The organism is Brevibacillus borstelensis, from assembly GCF_036700025.1.
Lineage (GTDB): Bacteria > Bacillota > Bacilli > Brevibacillales > Brevibacillaceae > Brevibacillus > Brevibacillus borstelensis.
Genome location: NZ_CP144922.1, coordinates 4,111,186 through 4,133,479, shown reverse-complemented (window position 1 = coordinate 4,133,479; position 22,294 = coordinate 4,111,186). Strand labels below are relative to the sequence as shown.

At 50.1% G+C, this 22,294-nt stretch carries 18 protein-coding genes, 1 pseudogene and 1 riboswitch; of the genes and pseudogenes, 12 read left to right on the top strand and 7 right to left on the bottom strand.

Going from position 1 to position 22,294, the window contains the following annotated elements:
- The first annotated feature begins 56 nt into the window (after window positions 1-56).
- A riboswitch (Lysine riboswitch) is annotated at window positions 57-244 on the top strand.
- A 223-nt stretch (window positions 245-467) separates the two neighbouring features.
- Window positions 468-1,709 (top strand): aspartate kinase, encoded by a 1,242-nt coding sequence (locus tag V5G20_RS19895; RefSeq protein ID WP_338461907.1) that lies wholly within the window; start codon window positions 468-470, stop codon window positions 1,707-1,709.
- Between the two features lie 181 nt (window positions 1,710-1,890).
- Here the strand turns inward: V5G20_RS19895 and V5G20_RS19890 are convergent, their stop codons facing one another.
- Window positions 1,891-2,337, bottom strand: coding sequence for a DUF2507 domain-containing protein (locus V5G20_RS19890; RefSeq protein ID WP_003387748.1), 447 nt, complete (start codon window positions 2,335-2,337; stop codon window positions 1,891-1,893).
- Between the two features lie 401 nt (window positions 2,338-2,738).
- Between V5G20_RS19890 and V5G20_RS19885 the strand changes: the two genes are divergently transcribed.
- The 4 genes from V5G20_RS19885 (at window position 2,739) to V5G20_RS19870 (ending at window position 7,416) form a co-directional block, all read left to right on the top strand.
- On the top strand, window positions 2,739-3,350 hold the full coding sequence (locus V5G20_RS19885; RefSeq protein WP_003387747.1) for a succinate dehydrogenase cytochrome b558 subunit: 612 nt from the start codon (window positions 2,739-2,741) through the stop codon (window positions 3,348-3,350).
- Window positions 3,351-3,368: 18 nt separating this feature from the next.
- A complete protein-coding gene (gene sdhA, locus V5G20_RS19880) occupies window positions 3,369-5,129 on the top strand; it encodes a succinate dehydrogenase flavoprotein subunit (RefSeq protein WP_003387746.1) in 1,761 nt (586 codons plus the stop codon).
- A gap of 18 nt (window positions 5,130-5,147) precedes the next feature.
- Window positions 5,148-5,897 (top strand): succinate dehydrogenase iron-sulfur subunit, encoded by a 750-nt coding sequence (gene sdhB, locus V5G20_RS19875; protein WP_003387745.1) that lies wholly within the window; start codon window positions 5,148-5,150, stop codon window positions 5,895-5,897.
- Window positions 5,898-6,024: 127 nt separating this feature from the next.
- Entirely contained in the window at window positions 6,025-7,416 is a 1,392-nt protein-coding gene (locus tag V5G20_RS19870; RefSeq protein WP_122958129.1) for a hypothetical protein, read from the top strand.
- A gap of 114 nt (window positions 7,417-7,530) precedes the next feature.
- Here the strand turns inward: V5G20_RS19870 and V5G20_RS19865 are convergent.
- Window positions 7,531-9,134 (bottom strand): annotated as a pseudogene (locus V5G20_RS19865) (MDR family MFS transporter).
- Between the two features lie 174 nt (window positions 9,135-9,308).
- Here V5G20_RS19865 and V5G20_RS19860 point away from each other — a divergent pair.
- The 6 genes from V5G20_RS19860 (at window position 9,309) to V5G20_RS19835 (ending at window position 16,456) form a co-directional block, all read left to right on the top strand.
- Window positions 9,309-13,073 carry a S8 family serine peptidase gene (locus tag V5G20_RS19860; protein WP_338461903.1) on the top strand — a complete coding sequence of 1,255 codons (3,765 nt, stop codon included), beginning with the start codon at window positions 9,309-9,311 and terminating at the stop codon, window positions 13,071-13,073.
- 66 nt (window positions 13,074-13,139) lie between these two features.
- Window positions 13,140-13,523, top strand: a complete 384-nt coding sequence (locus tag V5G20_RS19855; protein WP_024984219.1) for a hypothetical protein — start codon at window positions 13,140-13,142, stop codon at window positions 13,521-13,523.
- A 90-nt stretch (window positions 13,524-13,613) separates the two neighbouring features.
- Window positions 13,614-14,072 carry a chemotaxis protein CheX gene (locus V5G20_RS19850; protein ID WP_003387739.1) on the top strand — a complete coding sequence of 153 codons (459 nt, stop codon included), beginning with the start codon at window positions 13,614-13,616 and terminating at the stop codon, window positions 14,070-14,072.
- A 165-nt stretch (window positions 14,073-14,237) separates the two neighbouring features.
- Complete coding sequence (locus V5G20_RS19845) at window positions 14,238-15,101, top strand: ABC transporter permease subunit (protein ID WP_024984218.1); 864 nt, start codon at window positions 14,238-14,240, stop codon at window positions 15,099-15,101.
- A 30-nt stretch (window positions 15,102-15,131) separates the two neighbouring features.
- Window positions 15,132-16,058, top strand: coding sequence for an ABC transporter permease (locus tag V5G20_RS19840; protein WP_003387737.1), 927 nt, complete (start codon window positions 15,132-15,134; stop codon window positions 16,056-16,058).
- A 176-nt stretch (window positions 16,059-16,234) separates the two neighbouring features.
- The gene (locus V5G20_RS19835; protein WP_003387736.1) at window positions 16,235-16,456 is read left to right on the top strand and encodes a helix-turn-helix domain-containing protein; all 222 of its coding nucleotides are present in this window, start codon (window positions 16,235-16,237) and stop codon (window positions 16,454-16,456) included.
- Between the two features lie 907 nt (window positions 16,457-17,363).
- On the opposite strand, the gene V5G20_RS19830 is transcribed toward V5G20_RS19835, so the two are convergent.
- From V5G20_RS19830 to V5G20_RS19825, 3 genes are all read right to left on the bottom strand, one after another.
- A complete protein-coding gene (locus V5G20_RS19830) occupies window positions 17,364-17,648 on the bottom strand; it encodes a DUF4183 domain-containing protein (RefSeq protein WP_003387735.1) in 285 nt (94 codons plus the stop codon).
- Window positions 17,649-17,703: 55 nt separating this feature from the next.
- Window positions 17,704-17,922: a DUF4183 domain-containing protein gene (locus V5G20_RS27160; protein WP_422388005.1), complete on the bottom strand. Its 219-nt coding sequence runs from the start codon at window positions 17,920-17,922 to the stop codon at window positions 17,704-17,706.
- Window positions 17,923-18,029: 107 nt separating this feature from the next.
- Complete coding sequence (locus V5G20_RS19825) at window positions 18,030-18,263, bottom strand: hypothetical protein (protein ID WP_338461899.1); 234 nt, start codon at window positions 18,261-18,263, stop codon at window positions 18,030-18,032.
- A 45-nt stretch (window positions 18,264-18,308) separates the two neighbouring features.
- Here V5G20_RS19825 and V5G20_RS19820 point away from each other — a divergent pair, with 45 nt between their 5' ends.
- Complete coding sequence (locus tag V5G20_RS19820) at window positions 18,309-19,529, top strand: IS256 family transposase (protein ID WP_025845625.1); 1,221 nt, start codon at window positions 18,309-18,311, stop codon at window positions 19,527-19,529.
- Window positions 19,530-19,996: 467 nt separating this feature from the next.
- Here V5G20_RS19820 and istB read toward each other — a convergent pair whose 3' ends face one another.
- Window positions 19,997-20,740 carry an IS21-like element helper ATPase IstB gene (gene istB, locus V5G20_RS19815; RefSeq protein ID WP_025846873.1) on the bottom strand — a complete coding sequence of 248 codons (744 nt, stop codon included), beginning with the start codon at window positions 20,738-20,740 and terminating at the stop codon, window positions 19,997-19,999.
- Window positions 20,737-22,245, bottom strand: coding sequence for an IS21 family transposase (gene istA / locus V5G20_RS19810; RefSeq protein ID WP_251256056.1), 1,509 nt, complete (start codon window positions 22,243-22,245; stop codon window positions 20,737-20,739). Before istA ends, istB begins: the two co-directional genes overlap by 4 nt.
- Window positions 22,246-22,294: the final 49 nt, after the last annotated feature.

Genomic DNA, 22,294 nt, shown 5'->3' with positions numbered 1-22,294 from the left:
TTTTGCGTGATATAATCCCTTTCAAACAGAATATGTAACCTCACTTCCCTTTATTGGAGTGAGGTAGAGGCGCGAAAACCATGAGTACCACCCTGAGATCGGGATCGTTGACGGGTAGCGGAAAGGGGGATTCGCCGAAGTACGGAGGGAAGACCCGCTTCCTTGCGTGCTGGGCCTGTGTTGAACAAATACAGGACTGTCATCCGAGCAATACCCCATTGCCGGATGGAGAGCTATCTCACGAGTCTGCTGCGTGTAGATGACAGGGGCTGTACTGTCATGCTTTGTGCCAGCGGCTTGCGTGGTCCAGGGAAGGAGGAACCGATATTGTCTATTACGTAGGCAACGGCAGGTATTTTCCTTGTCGTTGCCTTTTTTGATAAGGAAAAGACTCATGCAACGTTTCGTTTCGACAGAGAATATCCATAGAGACATTGGTCTATTCAAGGAAAAGGGAGAGAAGCCGCATGGGGTTGATCGTGCAGAAATACGGAGGGACCTCCGTTGGTAGCATTGAACGCATTTTTCGAGTAGCAGACCGGATTATTGAATATAAAAAAGCGGGCCATGATATGGTCATTGTCGTATCCGCGATGGGCAAGTCGACAGATGTGCTGGTGGATATGGCCAAACAAATTTCCGCCTACCCTTCGGAGCGCGAGATGGATATGCTCTTGGCGACAGGTGAACAGGTCTCCATCGCACTTTTGTCCATGGCTCTGCATCAGCGCGGCTATGACGCCATTTCTCTCACCGGCTGGCAGGCTGGTGTCACAACAGAAGCGATCCACAGCAAAGCGCGGATCACGGAAATCAAAACCGAGCGGATTCAAAAGGAACTGGCCCGGGGACGTGTCGTCATTGTGGCAGGGTTTCAAGGGGTCAGTGCCGAAGGAGAAATAACCACATTGGGACGAGGCGGTTCCGATACTTCTGCCGTAGCGCTTGCAGCCGGCCTGAATGCCGACAGATGCGAGATCTTTACGGATGTGGCCGGCGTGTATACGGCCGATCCGCGGGTCGTTCCGTCCGCGCAAAAGCTGGACAGTATCTCATATGACGAAATGCTGGAGCTGGCCAATCTGGGGGCCGGTGTTCTTCACCCGCGCTCTGTGGAAGCGGCCAAAACATACAAAGTGCGGCTCGTCGTCCGATCCAGTTTTACGGCTGAAGAAGGTACGTACGTAGAGGAGGTTGCCAATATGGAAACAGGAAGAGTAGTAAGCGGCGTGGCACATGATGAAGATGTGGCAAAACTGACGGTCGTGGGCATGCCTGCGCGAGTGGGAACCCTGTCCCGCCTCTTCAATACGCTGGCTGACAACCAGGTAAACGTAGACATCATTATCCAAAGCTCCTATGATGCGGACGTGACGAACATCTCGTTCACGGTGGCTGCCAGCGACCTGCCAAAAGCGCTGGAAACCCTCTCCTCCAATCAGGCAGGGCTTGGCTTTGAAAAAGTCGATCATGAAGAGGGCCTGACCAAGGTATCGATCGTCGGTGCCGGCATGGTGAACAATCCGGGGGTTGCCGCCGAGATGTTCCGCGTCTTGGCCGAGCAGGACATCACGATCAAAATGGTATCCACCTCCGACATCAAGGTTTCTTGCGTGATTCCCGCAGAACTTACGGAACTGGCAGTTCGCAGCTTGCATACGGCCTACGGCTTGGACGTAAGCGAAGAAGCCGTGGTGCACAGTTTGTAAGCACAACCACATACAAGAGTCGCCTCCCCCCTTTTCGTTGAAGAGGGGGGTTAAATATGACCGTCTGGCTGTTCATTGCAGCGAGGCGCATTTGATTCCATTTTCCTGTTTCTTCTATATAAATATAGGGAAGCTGATCCGGGACTTTTGTTCAGGTGATGGCACCAGAAGAATCACGCATTCAAACAGCCAAAGAGATCAAGACGCTCCCCTTCTCGGCCAGCTCCATTCGCACCTCCGGCTCCCTGCCCTGCCACCTGTTGACGGCTCCGGCAATGATTCCGCATTCCAGGGCCAGAGAGCGCAAAATTCGTTCAGGCGGCATGTATGAAAAAATCGTGTGCGTCAATCGATATCGATAATGACGCTCTCCCTCCTCCAGGACATCCAGCTTGCCGAGGCCCAGCCTGATAAAAGGCATGACGAGGCCCGCTGCGGACTGGATCGGAATCTGACGGCCAATGTCTTTTCCCAGCCAGTGGAGAATGGCTTGCTCGCTTTCTCCCAAAAGAGTGCTTGTCAGTTTTTCGCGAAGCAGATGATAGCCCAGGTAGGGCATGTGAATGCGTTCGATGTCGGTAATGACACGGGAGGGGAGCAGTGCCCCGAGTTGTTCCTGTTCTTTCACCGGGATGCCTCCTTTTCTAGCACAGGCGGCCGGTGCTTGTCCCTTTTTGCAAAGGTTTTGCACCGAGGCCTGCGAGAGAATGCGGTCTGGTTTGTTACTTGATATAGTAATATGAGAAAGAGAAGCGAGATATGACAGATTCATAGAAAATAGCAAATTTTTTTAGTCCATTCTAAAAATAGAATTAGTCTATTCATTGTCTTGACGCTCTATAAAGACAGGAGTACAATTGGTTTTGGTCAACGTTTTGCCCAACTTTTTTCCGTATTCCGACACAATTTGCCACGCCCAGGGAGAAAGTCGCCCTTCGATTATGTGTAACCATGGTGGCAATGGGTTAGGATAGTGGAGAAAAGCTCTATGAAAAGGACGCGACATATAATTGAAAGGGGGACCACTGTATGGCGAAAGGCCATAGCTTTTTGAGTCACAGGCTTCACTCATTACTCGGTTTGTTCCCAGTCGGGCTGTTTCTCTTGTTCCACTTGACAGCGAACTATCAGGCAACCCGAGGACCGGAAGCGTTCAATGAGGTCGTAGGATTGATTGAACATGTTCCGTTTTTGATTGTCTTGGAATTTGTCTTTATCTACATTCCCATCCTGTTCCACGCTGTGTATGGGATCTACATTGCTTTCCAAGCAAAGCACAACGTCGGCAGCTTCAGTCAATTCCGGAACCAGATGTTCCTGTGGCAGCGCCTGACAGGTATTATCACGCTCATCTTTATCGCATGGCACGTATTTGAGACACGTATTCCAAAAGCGATGGGTGCCGAAGTCAACTATGACATGATGGCCAATATCCTGAGCAGTCCTGTAATGATCATTTTCTACGCAATCGGGATTCTCAGCACCGTGTTCCACTTTTCCAACGGTATCTGGTCTTTCCTCGTTCACTGGGGAATCACTGTCGGCCCGCGTTCCCAACGCATTGCCACTTACGTAACCATGGGTATTTTCGTTATCGTTTCGTTCATCGGCTTAAGCGCGATGGCAGCGTTCATTCAATAGGGATAGGGGGACTCATACATGGCAAAAGGTAAACTGATCATTGTCGGTGGTGGCTTGGCCGGCTTGATGGCTACCATTAAAGCAGCAGAAAAAGGCGTTCCCGTCGAGTTGTTCTCCCTGGTTCCGGTAAAGCGATCCCACTCCGTATGTGCGCAGGGCGGTATCAACGGTGCCGTTAATACAAAAGGGGAAGGCGACTCCACCTGGGAACACTTTGACGACACCGTATACGGGGGAGACTTCCTGGCCAACCAGCCGCCTGTAAAAGCAATGTGTGACGCCGCTCCCGGCATCATCTACATGCTGGACCGGATGGGCGTCATGTTCAACCGTACACCAGAAGGACTTCTGGACTTCCGCCGTTTCGGGGGAACCAAGCATCACCGTACCGCTTTTGCTGGTGCGACAACCGGTCAGCAGCTCCTGTACGCTCTGGACGAGCAAGTTCGCCGTTTTGAAGCGGAAGGTCTTGTGACCAAGTACGAATATTGGGATTTCCTCGGTGTCGTGTTGGATGAGAAAGGCACCTGTAAGGGGATTACGGCACAAAACCTGCGCTCTGCAGAAATTCGCTCTTTCCGCGCAGATGCCGTCATTATGGCTACCGGTGGACCTGGTATCATCTTCGGTAAATCCACCAACTCCATCATCAATACGGGTACAGCAGCGTCTGCGGCTTATCAGCAGGGCGTCATTTACGCGAACGGCGAAATGATCCAAATTCACCCGACTGCGATTCCTGGCGACGACAAGCTGCGCCTGATGTCTGAATCCGCTCGTGGTGAGGGTGGCCGCGTCTGGACATACAAAGACGGAAAACCGTGGTACTTCCTTGAGGAAAAATACCCGGCGTACGGAAACCTCGTTCCGCGCGACATTGCGACCCGCGAAATCTTCCACGTCTGTGTAGACATGAAGCTGGGTATCAATGGCGAGAACATGGTATATCTGGACCTGTCTCACAAAGACCCGAAAGAGCTCGACGTAAAACTGGGCGGAATCATTGAGATCTACGAGAAGTTTGTCGGGGATGACCCGCGCAAAGTTCCGATGAAAATCTTCCCGGCTGTTCACTACTCGATGGGCGGCATGTGGGTAGACTACAACCAAATGACCAATATTCCTGGTCTGTTTGCTGCAGGTGAGTGCGATTACTCCCAGCACGGTGCAAACCGTTTGGGTGCGAACTCGCTTCTGTCCGCGATCTTTGGCGGAATGGTGGCTGGTCCGAAAGCGATCGAGTACATCAACGGTCTGGATGAGTCTGCCGACGATCTGTCTTCTGCGATCTTCGACAGCTATACCAAGCAAAACCAAGAGAAGTACGACAACATCCTCAAGATGGACGGCACTGAAAACGCATACCTCCTCCACAAGGAACTGGGTGAGTGGATGACCGATAACGTAACGGTAGTGCGCTACAATGACCGTCTGCAAAAAACGGATGAAAAAATTCAGGAACTGATGGAGCGCTACAAGAAGATCAACATCAACGATACGAGCAAATGGAGCAACTCCGGCGCATCCTTCACTCGTCACCTGTGGAACATGCTTGTGCTCGCCCGCGTGATCACGCTCGGCGCATTGAACCGCAACGAGAGCCGCGGCGCTCACTACAAGCCTGAATTCCCAGAGCGCGACGACGAGAACTTCATGAAAACAACGATGGCCAAGTACAATCCGGAGACGACTGCACCGGAAATTTACTACGAAGACGTGGATGTTTCCCTGATTCCGCCGCGTAAACGTGACTATACGTCTGACAAGAAGAAGAAGTAAGAGGGGAGGGAACTGATCATGGCAGAAAAGCTTATTCATCTGAAAATCACTCGTCAAGACAGCCCTAACAGCGCTCCGTATGTGGAAGAATTTAAAATCCCGTACCGTCCGAACATGAACGTGATCGGTGCGTTGATGGAGATTCAGCGCAACCCTGTAAACGCACAAGGACAAAAGACTTCCCCGGTCAACTGGGAGTCCAACTGTCTGGAGGAAGTGTGCGGCGCTTGTTCGATGGTGATTAACGGCAAGCCGCGTCAGGCATGTTCCGCTCTGATCGACAAGCTGGAGCAGCCAATCCGTCTTGAGCCGATGAGCACCTTCCCGGTTCAGCGCGACCTCTCTATCGACCGAAGCCGCATGTTTGACGCCCTGAAACGCGTCAAAGCATGGATTCCGATCGATGGTACCCACGATCTGGGACCAGGTCCGCGCATGCCTGAGGTAGAGCGCCAATGGGCTTATGAGCTGTCCAAGTGCATGACGTGCGGGGTTTGTCTGGAAGCATGCCCGAACGTCAACCAAAAATCCGACTTCATCGGTCCTTTCGCTATCTCGCAAGTGCGCTTGTTCAACCAGCATCCGACTGGTGCAATGAACAAGCATGAGCGTCTGGAAGCATTGATGGAGGACGGCGGTATCGGTGACTGCGGAAACTCGCAAAACTGCGTGCAGGCTTGCCCGAAAGGTATTCCGCTCACCACTTCGATCGCTCACATGAACAAAGAAACAACCAAATACGCTGTGAAACGCTTCTTCTTCTCGTAAGAAGAAACACAGCTTTCAAAAAGCGTGCATCCGCTCTGGGATGTACGCTTTTTTTTCAGGAAACCACCAGGGCTCTTCACACGTACTGAAAGAGAGGTGTATTTTTTGTACTTTGGAGGAATGGCCCTTGAAGCTGATAACCGTTGAAGAAGCGATCAAGAGAATAGAGCAGTGGACAGACATACCGTGTACGCATGAAGTCATAACGAGCGGCATCTATCGAAATAGCGAACAGAACCAGACGCCCTTCTATACAATGGAAGTGATGTGGAACAAAAGAGGAGAGCCGGAGCTGGATGAGGAAGGCCTGGTAAACAAAAATACGATACTCGCCGTGCTGGATGCGTGCACGGGAAAGCTGACTGCCTTCTATCGGTATGGCAGTGACCAGACGGCTGAGAATCTTGATGTAGAGGACATGGACGATGAGATGTACAGGAAGGTCTCGGGGCACATCATCCAATGGATAGAAAAGCTCGGATTGCCGATTGATCTGGGCGAGCTTGTAGTCCGGAAAAAGCGGTTATGCGGAGACAAATGGTACGAGCTCAGCTTTTCCCGGGCCCGCGCCGGCATTCCATTCCGAAGCTACCAGCAATTTGACATAAGGCTGGACGCAGATGATAATCAGCTTCTTCACCTGTATTGCAGATGGGATGACTGCGAGTTTGAAGAGGGCGAAGAACGGATATCGGACGGCAATCTTTTGGCAAAGCTCACGGAAGAACAATTGTCCCTGGGCTATCTTCCGGTCCTTTCGCTGGAAAAACCGTTCTATGTCTGCCATGAGCATGTCATTCACGCCAAAACGGGGGAACTTCTGTTTTCGGATGAAATCGTGGTGCTGGAGCGAATTGCATTGTATCAGAACGAAGCGGACGCAAAGCCAGTGAAATGGAACGAACAGCCGATTTGGACCAAGGACTACCGTGAGCTGCTGCGTCTTTCCGACCACGTGACAGAAGCAGAGATCGACGCGCCCCATCCGCTTTTCCCTGATCTTGCGATGGAGGAAAAAGAGCTTGCCAAGGAACTTGTCCGATCGTACTTATCCACCGCCTATGCTGACGATCCATTTGAGTACGTCTACACCCGCAAACCGGATCAGGAAGCTGTCGAGAGCTTCCCCCAAAATCGGGTAGTCGTCCACGTACATCGTATGATTCACGGCATACCGCTCTTGATGGGGGGAGGCATCCGTTTCTTTTTTGACCGAGATACATGGGAACTCGTTCAGATTATGGACGCTTTGGATTTCTGGCGGAGTGTCAAAGCGGGAGAAGGCGATCATGCCGAAGAGAAAGGAATAGCAGGAAACGACCATTTCCGGAAAGCTCTGCGAACCAGAGCGGAAGCCTGGGATGCGCTGAAGGGCAGAGTAACTGTCAAACTGAGATACATGTTTGATCCCCACTACCCGGACCCTAGCGGACGCGGCAGAAAGAAAGCGATTCCTGTCTACGTCATTGACTGTGACTGCATGTACGATGGTGAGTCCGGCGAGCTTGTCGAGCTGTAAAGAGGTATTGCTGAAACCCGGTGTACATACGATGGGAATTGATAAACGGCCCTTGCCGCGAGTTGGATGCTACCGGCTCTGCGACAGGGGCCTTGTTGTTGTAAATCGTCCCTATCACTGTTGTGTCTCCGGCTCCGGACGTCTGTTTGGCTTTTTTTCCTCACTCTTCTGTGTGGTGGACAGTTTGATGTTGCCGAGGAAAAGCGTGCAAATCGCTCCCAGCAGGACGAAGAGCAGCCCGTATCGGTACACATGGTGCAGGGATTCGACCATCGAGACTTTCAAGATGGGCAGCAGCGTTTGCTGGATGGCCGCAGGGATTTGGGACAGGGCCTCTGGACTAAGAAGCATCGAATACATCCCCTGTGGATTCGTCCTGATCATCGATTCAAAATGGACGACCATATCGTGGGCCTGAGGCGGCAGCTGCTCCAGATACGGTACCAAGCTTGCTGTAAGCAAATTGGTCGAATGATAGTTCATTACAGCACCGAGGATCGTCATCCCGAACGTCCCGCCAATTTGCCGGAAAAACTGACTGGAGGAAGTCACTACGCCAAGCTGAGATTTGGGAAAGGACTCCTGCAAGGCAATGGTAATCATCGGCATGACCAGCCCGATTCCCAACCCGAGCACGACCATATGCACCATCGTCGTATATTTTGTTGTCTCCATGCCCATCGTCGACAAAAGCCAAAAGCCGGCGCCCATCGCGACCATGCCAATAATCATCTGGAGCCGCACTCCCAAAAACTTGACGATTCTCCCGCCAAGCATGCTGGCAGCCATCATCGAGAGCATCATCGGCACCATGACGGTTCCGGATTCCGAGGGACTGATGCCTACGACACCTTGCATAAACAGCGGGACGAACATAATCGCGCCAAACATCCCGACCGACATCAGAAAGCCAATTCCGCTCAAAAGCGAAAAGGTTCGTTTTGAAACAGGCGCAGCGGCAGGATTGGCTCTTTTGTTCGGCCTTCGATCCATATGAATCCGGTAATGAAGGCGGCGGACAAGGCGAATAGAGAAAGAATCTGCCAAGAGAGCCAGGGGTAATTTTTGCCCCCGAAGGTAAGCGCCAGAAGGAGGCTGACGACTCCTCCGACCATCGTAAACATTCCCCAGATATCAAAGGTGACCGGACCCGTTTGCTGGCGGTTTTTAAGCGCAATGGCGATCAGGATGGTAGCCAGTACTCCGACCGGCATGTTGATGTAAAAAACCCAGCGCCAGTTGGATGCGTCTACAATCCAACCGCCCACCTGCGGACCGATGATCGAAGACAGACCGAATACAGCTCCAAACACCCCTTGCCATTTGGCCCGTTGTTCCCCTGTAAAAATGTCCCCGATAATAATCATCGCCATCGGCATCATAACGCCGCCGCCAATTCCCTGCACAGCGCGAAAAAAGATGAGCTGGGTCATGGACTGAGCCATACCGCAAAGCGCAGAGCCGAGCATGAAAATGATCAGGCCCGTTACATAAACCGTTTTCCGACCGATCAGATCGGCCATTTTGCCGGCGATAGGGACAACCGTAGTGGAGCTGAGCATGTAGGCGGTGGTCAGCCAGGTCATAATCCCCAGTCCCCCCAGCTCACCGACAATCCGCGGCATTGCTGTTCCCACAATCGTATTGTCAAGAGAGGCGAACAACATCGCGACGAGCAGGCCAGTAATCAACAATCCTCTATTTTTTTGCGTTTCCATTGTGTATCTCTCCTGTCCATAGGCGTACTGCGGATGCCACGGTCTTTTTCTTCCCAGTAGTATGCCCGCAGATCCCGCATTCTCGAGACAGGTGAAATCTCCCTTTTGAGAATAGGTGTCTGCTTTCCATGGAAGACTTATGGTATTCGGTGTTTTTTAGGAAGGGGGCAAACGATGAAGAAACAGGTCTTTTACATCGGGTTATCGTTGGTTTTGCTTCCGTCAACGACGGCGGGCACCTGGAGCGCAAAGGGCGACTTTCCTGAAGCCGTAGCCGCCATTACCAAGCAGCAGGTCTGGTCCGATTTGCGTCCTGACGACGGACAGACAAGTCCAGCTATGCAAAGCGCTATTCATGCTGGTACAGTCCAGTCTGCATCTGCAGATGAATGGACGCGTGCCGAACATGTGCTGATGGGGGAGCAGGTAGCGGATCCCCCCACTTCCAACCTGGATATGATCGAAGCGAAGAAGGCTTGGGAGGAGATCGGGGTCAAGGGAGAAGGCATGCTCATCTCCGTGATCGATACAGGAATTAACGGAAAGCATCCCGATTTGCCTGCCCCGCGGGACAAGCGTTCCGCACAGCAAAAATCAGGAGTAGCGAAAAAAGTAATACCCGGGTACAACTGGGCAGACCGCAATCAAATTACAGAGGATGTAGGCGAGTCCCAACACGGCATTCATGTGGCTGGCATTGTGGCTGCCAACGGAAAAATAAAAGGCGTTGCTCCTGAAGCACAGCTTTTGAGCCAAAAGGTTTTCAGCAATTACCAGGGGGAGGTCCCCGGGCTGAGCGAGTCTATTTTGTTTGCGATCAATGATTCCATCGCCAAAAAAGCGGATGTGATCAATCTCAGTCTGGGCTCGTCAGCAGGATATGTAGATGAAACCAATACCGAGCAGTATGCTGTCAAACGGGCTGTCGACAACGGAGTCATCGTCGTCGCCGCGGCAGGAAATGACGCCTACTTTGGCAGTGACAAGGTAAAGGCGCAGAATCCGGATGTCTCGATGATCGGCTCTCCGGGTCTCGCTCCTGACGCCTTCTCTGTTGCGTCTGTAAATGCGACCACGCTTGCCGGTCTCAGCTTCGCCGTCGAGGGAGTGCCGGGCCTCGAAAGGGTCGTGTATCTCCATGGGCACGCAGCCAGCGGACAAGCGTTGAATCCCGTGCAAGCCCTGATGAAGCAGTACGAACTGATGTACATGGGCAAAGGGAAAAAAGAGGATTACAACGTCTCGGTAAAAGGGAAAGTGGTCCTTCTGGAGAGAGGCGACATTTCCTTTGACGAGAAGCTGCGTTTGGCCAAGGAGAAAGGAGCGGCAGGGGCTGTGATCTACAACAATCAGCCGGGGCCGCTCATCATTTCCGCCGAGACCACCACTGCCTTGCCGGCTGTCTCGATTTTGAAGCAAACGGGGGAAATGCTGACGCAGGCGTTGAAAAAGGGAAAAAAAGTAAAAATCAACTTTGACGGTCAGTTCGCGCAAAATTCGATGCCGTATCCGGATGGGGGAACGGTTTCCGCCTTCACCTCCTGGGGACCGACGCCGGATTTGCAATTCAAGCCGGAGATTGCCGCCCCAGGCGGAGGCATTTTGTCGCTCGTCCGCGAAACCGATTATGCCGTCAAGAGCGGAACCTCCATGGCTACCCCTCATGTGGCAGGCGGGATGGCTCTTCTGAAGCAGGCCTACCAAAAACAGGGCTACCAGTTGTCCGGACGACAACTGGTTGAAACGATGAAGGCCGCGGCAATGAATACGGCGCAGCCGGTACTCGACCCGCGCAGTGCTGCAAGCACGGCAAGCGGCGGGACGACGGGTAAAGTGCCGTACAGTCCGCGCGTGCAAGGTGCGGGCGTGATGCAGATCGCCAAAGCGATTAAAACCCCGAGCATTATCACTGATGCCAAGGGGAAAGCTGGCGTATCGCTGGGCGAGGTTGGAGAAACGACGACGTTTTCCCTGTTTGTCGAGAACAAGTTCGGAAAAAAGCCGGTCACGTATCAGGTCAAGGATGAGTTCGGGGTCTTGACGGACAAGCGGCAGGACGGGATTAACATGCTTACCGATACAGCACTGCAGGGGGCCGCATTGCGATTTTCCGCTCAGCAGGTCACCGTTCAGCCCGGACAGCGGGCAGAAGTAAAGGTAACGCTGCACATTCCGAAAAACGCTCCCCGCAATATTTTTGCCGAGGGATATGTTGTTTTTCAGCCGACCGACTCCGAAATTCCTGTGCTGCGGGTGCCTTATTACGGGTTTTACGGAAAATGGGATGAACCGCGCGTAATGGATCAGCCGATGTGGGACCCGGGGAGCCAGGAGCACCGTACAGGCGTCAAGACGACCTGGTATCACGACAAGGAAAATGACAAGTGGAAATACCGCGATTACCTTGGTGTCACTGGCGTGAGCGAGGACGGACATGTACAGGTCGATCCGGCCAAGATTGCATTTTCGCCAAATGGAGACGGACACTATGATGTTGCAGCTCCTTCGATTACATTTTTGCGCAATGCCCGCCAAGTGACGGTGGATGTGGTGGACAGCGGAGGAACAATCATCCGGTCGCTGTCACGCGATGAGAAAATCAGCAAATTTGATCAATCAAAGCTGGGGACCCCTTATTACTATACGGAGCGGGAAGAATGGAGCTGGGACGGGAAAAAGTACAATCCCGAGAAGGGCGTTTATGAAACCGTCCCGGATGGAGCCTACCGATTCGTCGTCCGGGCCCGCATCGACAGCCGTCATGCCAATTGGCACACGCTGACTCTTCCGATTAAAGTAGACACAAAAGCCCCGGTCATCACTGCTTCCCTGTCCGGGAACAAAGTACATTGGAGCTCCCGCGACAAGGACATTCAAGGCTACCTGTTGTATGTAGGCGGGAAAAAAGTGGGCGGACCCTATTCTGCGAGCATAACCAGCACCATTGTCAGTCAGCCGGACAAACGGATTTCCCTGGTGGCGTATGACTATGCGGGAAATATGAGTGTTGTCAACATCAATGGAAAGAGCGATGTCACCCCTCCGTTTGTCCAGTTTCCCAATGACCTGTACACCTCGGTGCTGGTCACCCGTCAGCCTGAGGTAGCGGTCAACGGCAGGATTGCGGGTGAAGACATGCTGGACAGAGTGCGTCTGCAAATCAATAAAAATCCGGTCCAGGTCGAGACGGACGGTTCATTTAAAACCATCCTGAAGCTGCCGGAAGGGCTCAATTACGTTCCCTATCATGCCCAGGACATGCATGGGAACAGCAGACATTTTACGCAGCGGATCATCGTAGACACGACACCTCCGCAGCTTCAGCTGATCAACGACGGCAGCGAGACAATCTGGTTTGATGCAGGGACCAAACGAATGCTGGTACCCGTAAAGTTTGCGTATCGCGATCAGACATACAAAGGCCAGGTAAGCATCAACGGACAGATCGTCTCCAGTTGGGAGGAAGATCACCTGGAGAAAGCCGTGCAGAAAAACTTCACCCAGACGCTCCCCCTTCAGCACGGCGAAAACCGTATTTTGCTTGAGGGGAAAGACGCCGCGGGCAATGAGTCCTCTATGACGGTATACGCTTATGTGGATGCCCAGGCCGGTTCGCTCGTGATGCATCACGCCGAGCAGCGCTACACGTATCAGGCGAAGCCTTTGCCGGCGCCGGCACTGCATATAGAAGAGAAGAACAAAGAGGTATATGCGGGAGAAAGCATGCAGATTTCCGGGAGAGTGAATGCTCCGGGGACCGTACGGATGCATCTGGATTATGCAGACCAACATGTGTTCGTCGATGTGAATGACAGAGGAGAATTCCGTGCGCTTGTAAACAGCGTCAAGGAAGGCAAGCAGAAGCTGTCCGTAGTGGCAGTCGATGCCCTCGGGCGCGAAACAAAAGCAGAGATGGTCATCGTAGGGAAAAAGAGATAAGGGTGCCAGCCGGCATCCTTTTCTCTGTTTCGGGGTCTGAAATGTTTTGTGCAGGGAGGAGTGGACGTGTTTTATCATGGAATTGATTGGGTATATGTAAAAAAGGAATATCCGCTGCTTTCACCGCGAAGAAACGTGTCGCGAAAGCGCCCTGAGCAGCTCGCTGACAGGGTTCATCTGTTGCAGCAGTTTGGCGTGGAGCCCGTTCATTTGCTGGAGGAGGGGCCGGATTTTCCGGCAGAGCGCTGCATTAGAGAATGTCTGGCTTTTGGAGATACGGTCTTTGCTTTTAAGGAAGTAAGCAGCCCTTTGTGGCAGTTGAGCTGTCATGAAGTGGGAGTCGAGGTGCTTGACTTGCGCAAATGCAGTCTCATTTTCACAAGAGAAACTAGTGCTAATGTACAGGTTCTCTTTCCGGATGTACCTGTTTTATACACCGAAAGTCCTTAAATATTTTGGATAACGACTTGTCTCTGCCATTTTTCGACATTATAATGGGCCTCATGAGGAGAAATTCGTACGGGAAGGAAGGAAATGAAGATGAACGTCCAGTACCTCAATCCGTTTCTGGATTCGGCTTCCTTTGTGATTGAACAGCTTTGCAACGTGACGATCAAACGGGGAGAATTGGAGATGACAGAGTGGTACTATCGGGACGATCATACCTGGATCCGCATTGGAATGACCGGTCAATTGGAAGGCGACGTGTTTTTCGGCTTGCAAAACGACCTCGCCTTGCGTCTTGTATCAGCGATGATGGGGGGCTTCCCCGTTAATGAACTTGATGAAATCGGGAAAAGCGCTATATCGGAACTCGGGAATATGATCTCCGGCAACGCCAGCACAATGCTTTACAATCAAGGCGTAGTGATTGATATTACTCCGCCGCAGTTTATTCAGGCACAGGAGAATAGATGGGGTTCTCGGACCGCATATACAGTCCCGCTTGACTTAAGCGACATGGGCCGTATGGAAATCCAAGTCCTGGTAGGAAAGTAGGAAGGTGGGCGCTCTGCATTGGCAGAACGCCTTTTTTTCGGTTCGCGAAGGGTTGACGAATCTGTGCAAGAGTTGGAATAATAAAAAAAGATAAAATATTTTTGATTGTCTGGCCGTTTTTTTCCAGATCGTGTATTGTTTGAGATAGTAAGGGGGAATGAATGTTTGTCATATATTAGGCAGCTAATCGGGATGTTTTTCCTCGTTGTGATTGTCTGCGGCGGCCCGTACATGCTTTATGTTGAGAAAGAGGAAGTGCATTTTGCGCCGGAAAGAGTCGTCACATACACCGTCTATTTGCTTCAGCAGATAGGGGAAGGATCACTGGGTACTTATTACTCGGGAAATGATGAACGGAGCATTGCGGAGGATATCGTTCCTTTTGCGATCAACTCCTTTGAACTGATGTTTTACAGTGTATTGATCGCTGTTTTGGCAAGTTTGTTATTCGGGCTGTTCCTGCAGCGGTTTGCATTTGTTCGCTACTTTCAAAAACTATTGAATCTGCTCTCCACGATTCCTGACTTTGTACTGATATTTTTATCCATTTTGGCGGCGATTCAGTTTTACAAGTGGACGAATATTCGGATTATTACACTTTCCCCGACAAGTGACTCCAGCAACATGTGGTTCCCACTCACGATGCTGGCGATCGGTCCGACCATTTTCCTGATGAAGGTAATCAGTCTCAAATACGGGCAAATCGGCGGTGAGGACTACATCAAGACCGCTTTGGCAAAGGGGATGGGCATTTGGCATATTCTCGTTCACCATGTGTATAAAAATGTGAAGCCGTTTCTGCTGGCGGATCTGAAGAAGACCATCGCGATTACGGTGGCCAACTTGTTCATCGTGGAATATCTTCTAAATGTAGTGGGCTTGACCCGGTTCATTTTTTCCAAAAATGGCATTTATCAGTTTAACGCGGCCGTAATGGGTCTGATGGGCATTATATTGCTTTCCATATTGGTGTACCTGTTGATTCGGGCTATTTTGTATCTGTTTGAACGGATTGCTGTCTACAAATAAGCAGAGTGTAAAAAAGAGTGAGGTTTTGCCATGCAGAAGCGTCGAGTGAATGTATCCCTGTGGGTCGGAGCGGTGCTTGTGATGCTCCTGATCGTTCTCGGGATCATTGGCCCCTATATCGCTCCCTACGATCTGGAACATCAAGAAAAAGTGAGAAATGTCGAAGTGAATGGAAAGACCGTCATCATCTCCCCGCCGCTCTCCCCCTCAAGCGAGCACTGGCTTGGCACCGACAAATGGGGCTATGATCTGTTGACAAAGCTGCTTCACGGAGCGCCGTACACCGTGTTCGTCACGATGCTCGCCGCTGTCGCACGCCTCTTGATCGGTACGATCATCGGCCTTTATATCGGCATTCAGGACAAGCCGCAAAAGTGGTGGCTCTCGATCGAAAACGCCTGGGGATACATGCCTCTCTTTTTGCCGGTGTACTTTTTACTCGTTGGGCTGAATCGGAACTCGGAGCTGGCCATCGGCACCCTGGTGCTGTTGTTTATCGGCCTCGTCGCACTGCTTGGCGCCCCCAGCGTCGCGTCTTCGATCCGGCAAAAGACCGAACAGATCAAGGAAACGCAGTATGTGCTGGCTGCCGTCTCTCTCGGGGCCGGACGCGAGCAGATCATTTTTCGTCATGTCCTCCCGCAGCTAAAAGAACAGCTTGTCCTGATCGCCGTCACCGAGATGATTTCCATCATGGCCTTGATGGGGCTGCTCGGTATGTTTGATCTGTTTGTGGGCGGCACCTATGTCACCTACGATCCGGTCATTTATCACTCCGTTACGAACGAGTGGGCTGGTCTGCTCGGCTCGTACAGAGGGTTTGTCTACGGGAACAACGCCTGGATTTTTATGATCCCGCTGGCTGCTTTTATCATTGCCATCGGTTCCTTTTCGCTCCTGGCAAAGGGGCTTCGCGACCGGTTTCAGGAAACGTATCAACGGACACCGTTTATTTAGTTGGGAAAGGGGGCTTTCCCGGCGGAACCCATCGCCCATTTTTTGAATAGGATGTAAGGCAAAAGCCTAAAATCCCCGTAATTCCGGCACCACCACCCACCCCCCTACATAGGATAAGGTGACTCTGTAATCCCTCAACCTTGTTCCTGTAGAGCCCACAAGGAGGGGTGGCACGATTGAAGGGGAGCGACCAAACCAAGCCGTTGTTGACAAATCGAGAAAGAGAAGTATTTGAACTCTTGGTCCAGGATAAGACAACAAAAGAGATTGCCGGACAACTCTTCATCAGTGAAAAAACCGTACGCAATCACATCAGCAATGTCATGCAAAAATTAGGTGTCAAAGGTCGATCTCAAGCAGTAGTCGAACTCGTTCGACTTGGTGAGTTAGAGATTTGAACCCAGCCCACCCAGCCTCCCTTTTCTTCCCTTGCGATGGAAGGGAGGATTTTTTTTTGCCCAAATTCAGGAGAACAGGCTTTGCATCGTCCGAGTTTAGCCACTCTACGACCGGTGAATCAATTTTGGGTAGAGAAGTTACGGGGGGTGCCAAAATTCATTCAAACATCAAGGTCTTTTTTGGAAAATCCGGCCCCAACTTTACCGTCTCTGGTACGATTGCGCTTGTTCTAATGAGTTCTTCCTTCTCGGCGCTGCGAAGCGAGGCATGAGTAAGGCTGAAGCATATCTGGTTACGCTCGCCACCCGTACACCAAAAATTTTAAAACAAATGGCAAGTATGTAAACTTGTTTTTCATAATCTACTATTAAGGAGGTGATACCTATGAAATAATGATTGGCTATTTCTTTTGCAATCATGATGGTTATGTCTGTCTCAGGTGCTGCCTTTGCGGCTGAACCACAAGGTTGTTATGCACAACGTGTTTGCCAAGAAATTTATTATTTCTAAGCTGTATAGATGCTCCGTAAAGGAGTTTAAGGGTACTTTATGAACCTTTTTCTTTTTATTTATGCTGATCGGTTTCCGTCTCAAGAAATGGGAAGCAAGGTATTACCGTACAATTTTGCATTCATGGGCTGAAGTCAATGGAGCTCTCGGCAACTAGTTCTGCAGTTACCTGACTGATGGAGCTTCAACATACACTGTTGAACAATCGATTAACCACCCTTAGGTAAGCTTTAGCGGTCATTTTTTACGTCTGATTTCAAATGAATGTGGTTATGGTTGCAAACTATGGGGAGGAATAAGGAGCGTTAACAATACATTTCGGCTCTTTGAGGATAAAAAAACAACAATGCCGACATTCATGAAAAAAATGGAATGTCGATGTTGTTGGCAAAAGGCTTACGTAACGACAAACTCAATAATAATCGGTGTTGCGGGATCCAATACGTCTCCGCCGGGGATCGTTATCGCTGTGGTAGTAGCAGTGGAAGTATCAGCAGTTTGAATCACGGCATTAATGTACAGATTGTAGTAGGAATAAGAAGCTGGGAATGCTGTGGCCGCCGCACCTGTATCATCTGTGAAAGTGGTTGCTGCAATGGAAAACGTAGCCCCCGTTCCTGTACCCGCACCTGCTGTGCCTGAGAACCTTCTGCCTGCAATAAAGGGTTTTACGATTGGCATCTGGTATCACCTCCTTCGCTTTTAGCAAATGCAAGATTTTGGAAGTTTGTAAGTGCTAATCGACTCCGTTGAATTCCTCATTTTCAGGGGTGATTATAGCAGAGAATTTAACGATCTCAAGAATAATAGGAGTTCCTGAATAAATAGTGTCTCCTGTTCCAAGGAGTGTCAGTTCATTTTCACTGATCTCACTCAAACTGGACTCTTGCAAAATCCCGTTTACGAAGAGGCTGATGTAGCTGCTGGGACTTAGTCCTCTAAAACTTGTTGCCAAATTTCTCTGATTGTCCGTGAAATGGGTTGCGGCAATTGTAACTGTGCGGGTCAATTGAATATCTTCGGGTGCAATATAAAAATATCGGTATACTTCTGGAAGGATTGTTATGGTGCCTTCATATCCACCAGGTCCTTGAGGTCCTTGAGGTCCCTGAGGTCCTTGAGGTCCTTGAGGTCCTGGAAGTCCTGGAAGTCCTTGAAGTCCTTGAGGTCCCTGAGGTCCTGGAAGTCCACGGAATCCCTGGGGTCCTTGTGTTCCTTGGGGCCCAGGAGGCCCAGCAGGAGCGCGTACAATAATTTTGGGACGGGGACTGTAAAATATTCTGTGTAAACTCTCAAAACCTATTACAATAAGAGAAAGGTTGGTTTGAGAGGATGACACCTATGGCGAGATTTAGTAAGGAACAAGTGAAGGCGTTTGTGAAGGAAAACAACCTCAAGACGATGGACGATGTGCAGTCGGCACTGAAGGAACTGTTTGCAGAAACGCTGCAGTCGATGCTAGAGGCGGAGCTTGACACGGAACTCGGCTATGAAAAGCACGATGTGAAGCGAAAGAAAACAACAAACAGCCGTAACGGGAAGACAAAGAAGACGGTGACAAGCGAATACGGCGAGGTGGAGATCGCGGTGCCACGTGACCGTAATGGCGAATTTGAGCCCGTTATCGTGAAAAAGCATCAGTCTACCGTTACCGGCATTGAGGACCAAATTATCGCCATGTATGCCAAAGGTGTCAGCACACGGGATATTCAGGACCATCTGAACCATCTGTATGGAATTGACGTTTCTCCTACCATGATCTCCAATGTGACGAATAAGATCGTGCCACTCATCAAAGAATGGCAGAACCGACCGCTACAAAGCATCTATGCGGTTGTATTTATGGACGCCATTCACTACAAAGTCAAGCAAGACGGTGCTATTGTGAACAAAGCGGCTTATATGGTCATTGGCATTGATTTGGACGGCAACAAGGACGTATTAGGCATGTGGATTGGAGAGAATGAATCCTCAAAGTTCTGGCTGAGCGTACTGAACGACTTACGGAACCGTGGGGTTCAGGACATTCTCATCACCTGCGTGGATAACCTAACGGGCTTCTCTCAGGCCATCTCTGCCTGCTATCCGAATACGGAGATCCAAAAGTGCATCATTCATCAAATCCGCAACTCGACCCGTTATGTTTCTTACAAGGATCTTAAGAAAGTGACGGCGGATTTAAAGCCAATCTACAAAGCGGCAACAGAAGAGGCTGCCTTACTGGAATTGGATCGTTTTGAGGAAACATGGGGTAACAAATATCCCCTCATCGTTCGCTCTTGGCGTACCAACTGGGACGAGCTAGCTACTTTTTTCAAGTATCCACCAGAGATTCGTAAATTGATCTATACGACCAATATGATTGAGAGTTACCATCGGCAACTCCGAAAGGTGACGAAGGGCAAGAGCATTTTCCCCACCGATGAAGCCCTGCTCAAAATGCTCTATTTGGCTACCATGGACGTCACCAGGAAGTGGACTGGACGAGTGCAGAACTGGGGGCAAATGCTCCTCCAGCTCTCCGTTTTCTTCCCGGATCGGATCGGCCAATACTTACGCTAGTTTTTTATTCCAAAAGGGTTTACACAAAATACTGGACAGACCCTTGGGACGCGGACATTTAACCCAAACAATTTTTTGTTTTTTCTTCGGACACTTCTTCTTGCGAGGACGTAAGCACTTTATTTTTTTCCTGTTTCTTTTTTCAGCCCCTTTTGATCGTCGGCATAGCATGCAGACACCTCCACATCATGGCTTAACTTATGCTACGTTAATTTGCAACGTAAGTAGTTAGACTTATAGGGCCAAAGAGAACCAACTTAACCAAAAATAGGCAATAGAAAAGTCTGCTTCATCAGCAGACTGGACTGCGCCCCTCTTGATGGAAACTTTAAAAAAAGTGACCATCTTATAGGTCACTTCACTCATAACTGTGAATGTCAATCAAAATGTTGACCACCGTGCTCATCAAAAAATTGACCACCATGGCAAAAATCAATCCACCCGTCGGGTGGGTAACTTTTTCATGATCACGATCTTTGAATGCTCTGCTTAAAGCGATAGCTGTCTCCATTCATTGCAAAGATATGGGCACGATGGGTAAGCCGATCAACCAGGGCTGACGTCATTTGCTCATCTTTGAAAATCTGTGTCCATTCCGTAAATTCCAGATTACTGGTAATGATCATGCTTCCTTTCTCATAGCGGGCCGCACAAAATTGGAATAATAACTCCGCCCCGGTCCGACTCAGAGGGACAAACCCGACTTCATCCAAAATAATCAAATCTGTTTTCAACCATTGCCTCTCTAGCTGGAGGATTCGCTTTTGGGACTGAGCTTCCATAAGCTCGTTACATATTTTAGCGGCAGTCCAAAACTGAACGGAATAGCCATGATGGCAAGCTTCCTTCCCGAGTGCAATGGAGAGATGAGTTTTGCCAGTGCCAGAGTTTCCGATAAACATGATGTTCTCTGCCTTTTCGATGTACTCACAACGAGCCAGTTGAAGCAATTTGGGCTTATTGAGGGACGGAATCGCCGAGAATTCAAATTGATCGAGCGTTTTCATAGAAGGGAATTTGGCGTGCTTGATGCGACTCGCGATTTGGTTAGCATCCCTTTGCTGAACTTCTTGCTCTAGTAGGGCTAAGAGGAACTCCTCGTAGGGAATTTGCCGTTCAGCAGCATCATGGGCGATTTCCTTATAGACACGTTTAATCGCAGGTAAGCGAAGGCGTTTCGCGTAGGTTTCAAGCAGGAAACTCGTACTCAATGAACCACACTCCTTTTCTGTAACAAACGATTGTACTGGCTAAGATCTGGGGCCTTTACCTGAATACGTGGAACAGAGCTATCCTCCGCCAACGAGAGTTGGGGCAAACGGTGTTCCGGCAATGTTCGCTGAAACAATAATTGCCTTACGGCATCATACTGGAACATCCCTTTTTGGCAGGCCTCCCCCAGTGCTTCTTCGACGAGAGAAGTATCGAATTCACGGTGCAAAAGCAAGAGTCGAACGAACTCCTTCATCCCTCCTGGTCGGTTACGGCACTTGTCCAAGAACTTTTGGTAAATGGCGGGTAATCCTGCCTGATGCAATGGTCTAGCATAAAGAACTGCTCCTGGGCGAATAAGAAGTAAATCCAGATAATGATCGTATTGCAAAATCTCCTTTCCTTTTTCCAAGCACCGCTCATGCGTCGCAATCAGGCTTTTTCCGTGATACACCTCAATTTTTTCAGCAAATACTCGGCAAATAAGTTGGGTCGATGCATAGGAAACCGGGACGGAATAGGCATTTTTTTCAATGTGGATCATGGATAGCGTATTGCTTTTCACGGGTACAACACGGAAACAATCCAATGGCCGTGGAGGCAATGGAAGCATGATGGGCAACTCTTGAACAAATGCTTCTCCAACCGTTAGGGAAGACCGGGGAACGGTTGTATTCTCGTAAGAGATACATTTTTCGAGGAGGATTTGATTTAGCTCCTCCAGAGAAGAAACACTAGGAACAGGTGCAAAAAATTGCCTCTGGGCAAACTGTACGAGGTTTTCCACTTGGCCTTTTTGATGCCCTTTTCCCGGATCACAGAAATAGCTTTCAAACAGGTAGTGGGCACGTAGCTGAATAAATCGCTCTTGTTCCTCGCGATTTTTGCCTTCCAATACCTTCTTAACGGCTGTTGTCAGGTTGTCGTATGTGATGACTTGGGGAACAGCACCGAAAAATTCAAAAGCATCTACATGACCTTGGAGAAGAGCCTCTTGCTTCTGATGAGCAAATGTCTTGATGAAAATCTTTCTGCTGTATGTGCAACGCATACAAAAGACTTGAACCTTCACTTGTTTCCCTTGTAAATGAACCGTAACCTCACCCCAGTCAAATTGGGCAAATCGCCCTGGCGGGAAATCAAGAGGGACAAATGCTTTAGGAGGAGAAACCCGCAACTCTCTGACGTAGCGTCGTACAGTAGATTCACCGCCGGTGAATCCATGTTCGTCAACGAGTCTCTGGTAAATACGTTTGGCAGTATGACGCTGCTTCGGGGGAGCCTGTTCATCTTGACGCAGCCATTCCAAGATGATGGGCTTGACAAAATCAATGACTGGCTTCGGCTTCGGTTTTGAAAGCTGGTATACAGGGATTTCCGTTGATGTCAAGGCTTTTCGTATCACTTGACGCGAGTAGCCAGTTTCGCGAGAAATTTGACGAATCGACTTCCCTAGCAGAAAGTGTTGTTTCCTGATAAACTCATAATTAGCCATCTGAAGCATTTCCTTTCCTCCTATATCTTGTTGTCTAGACAACTACAAGATACAGGAA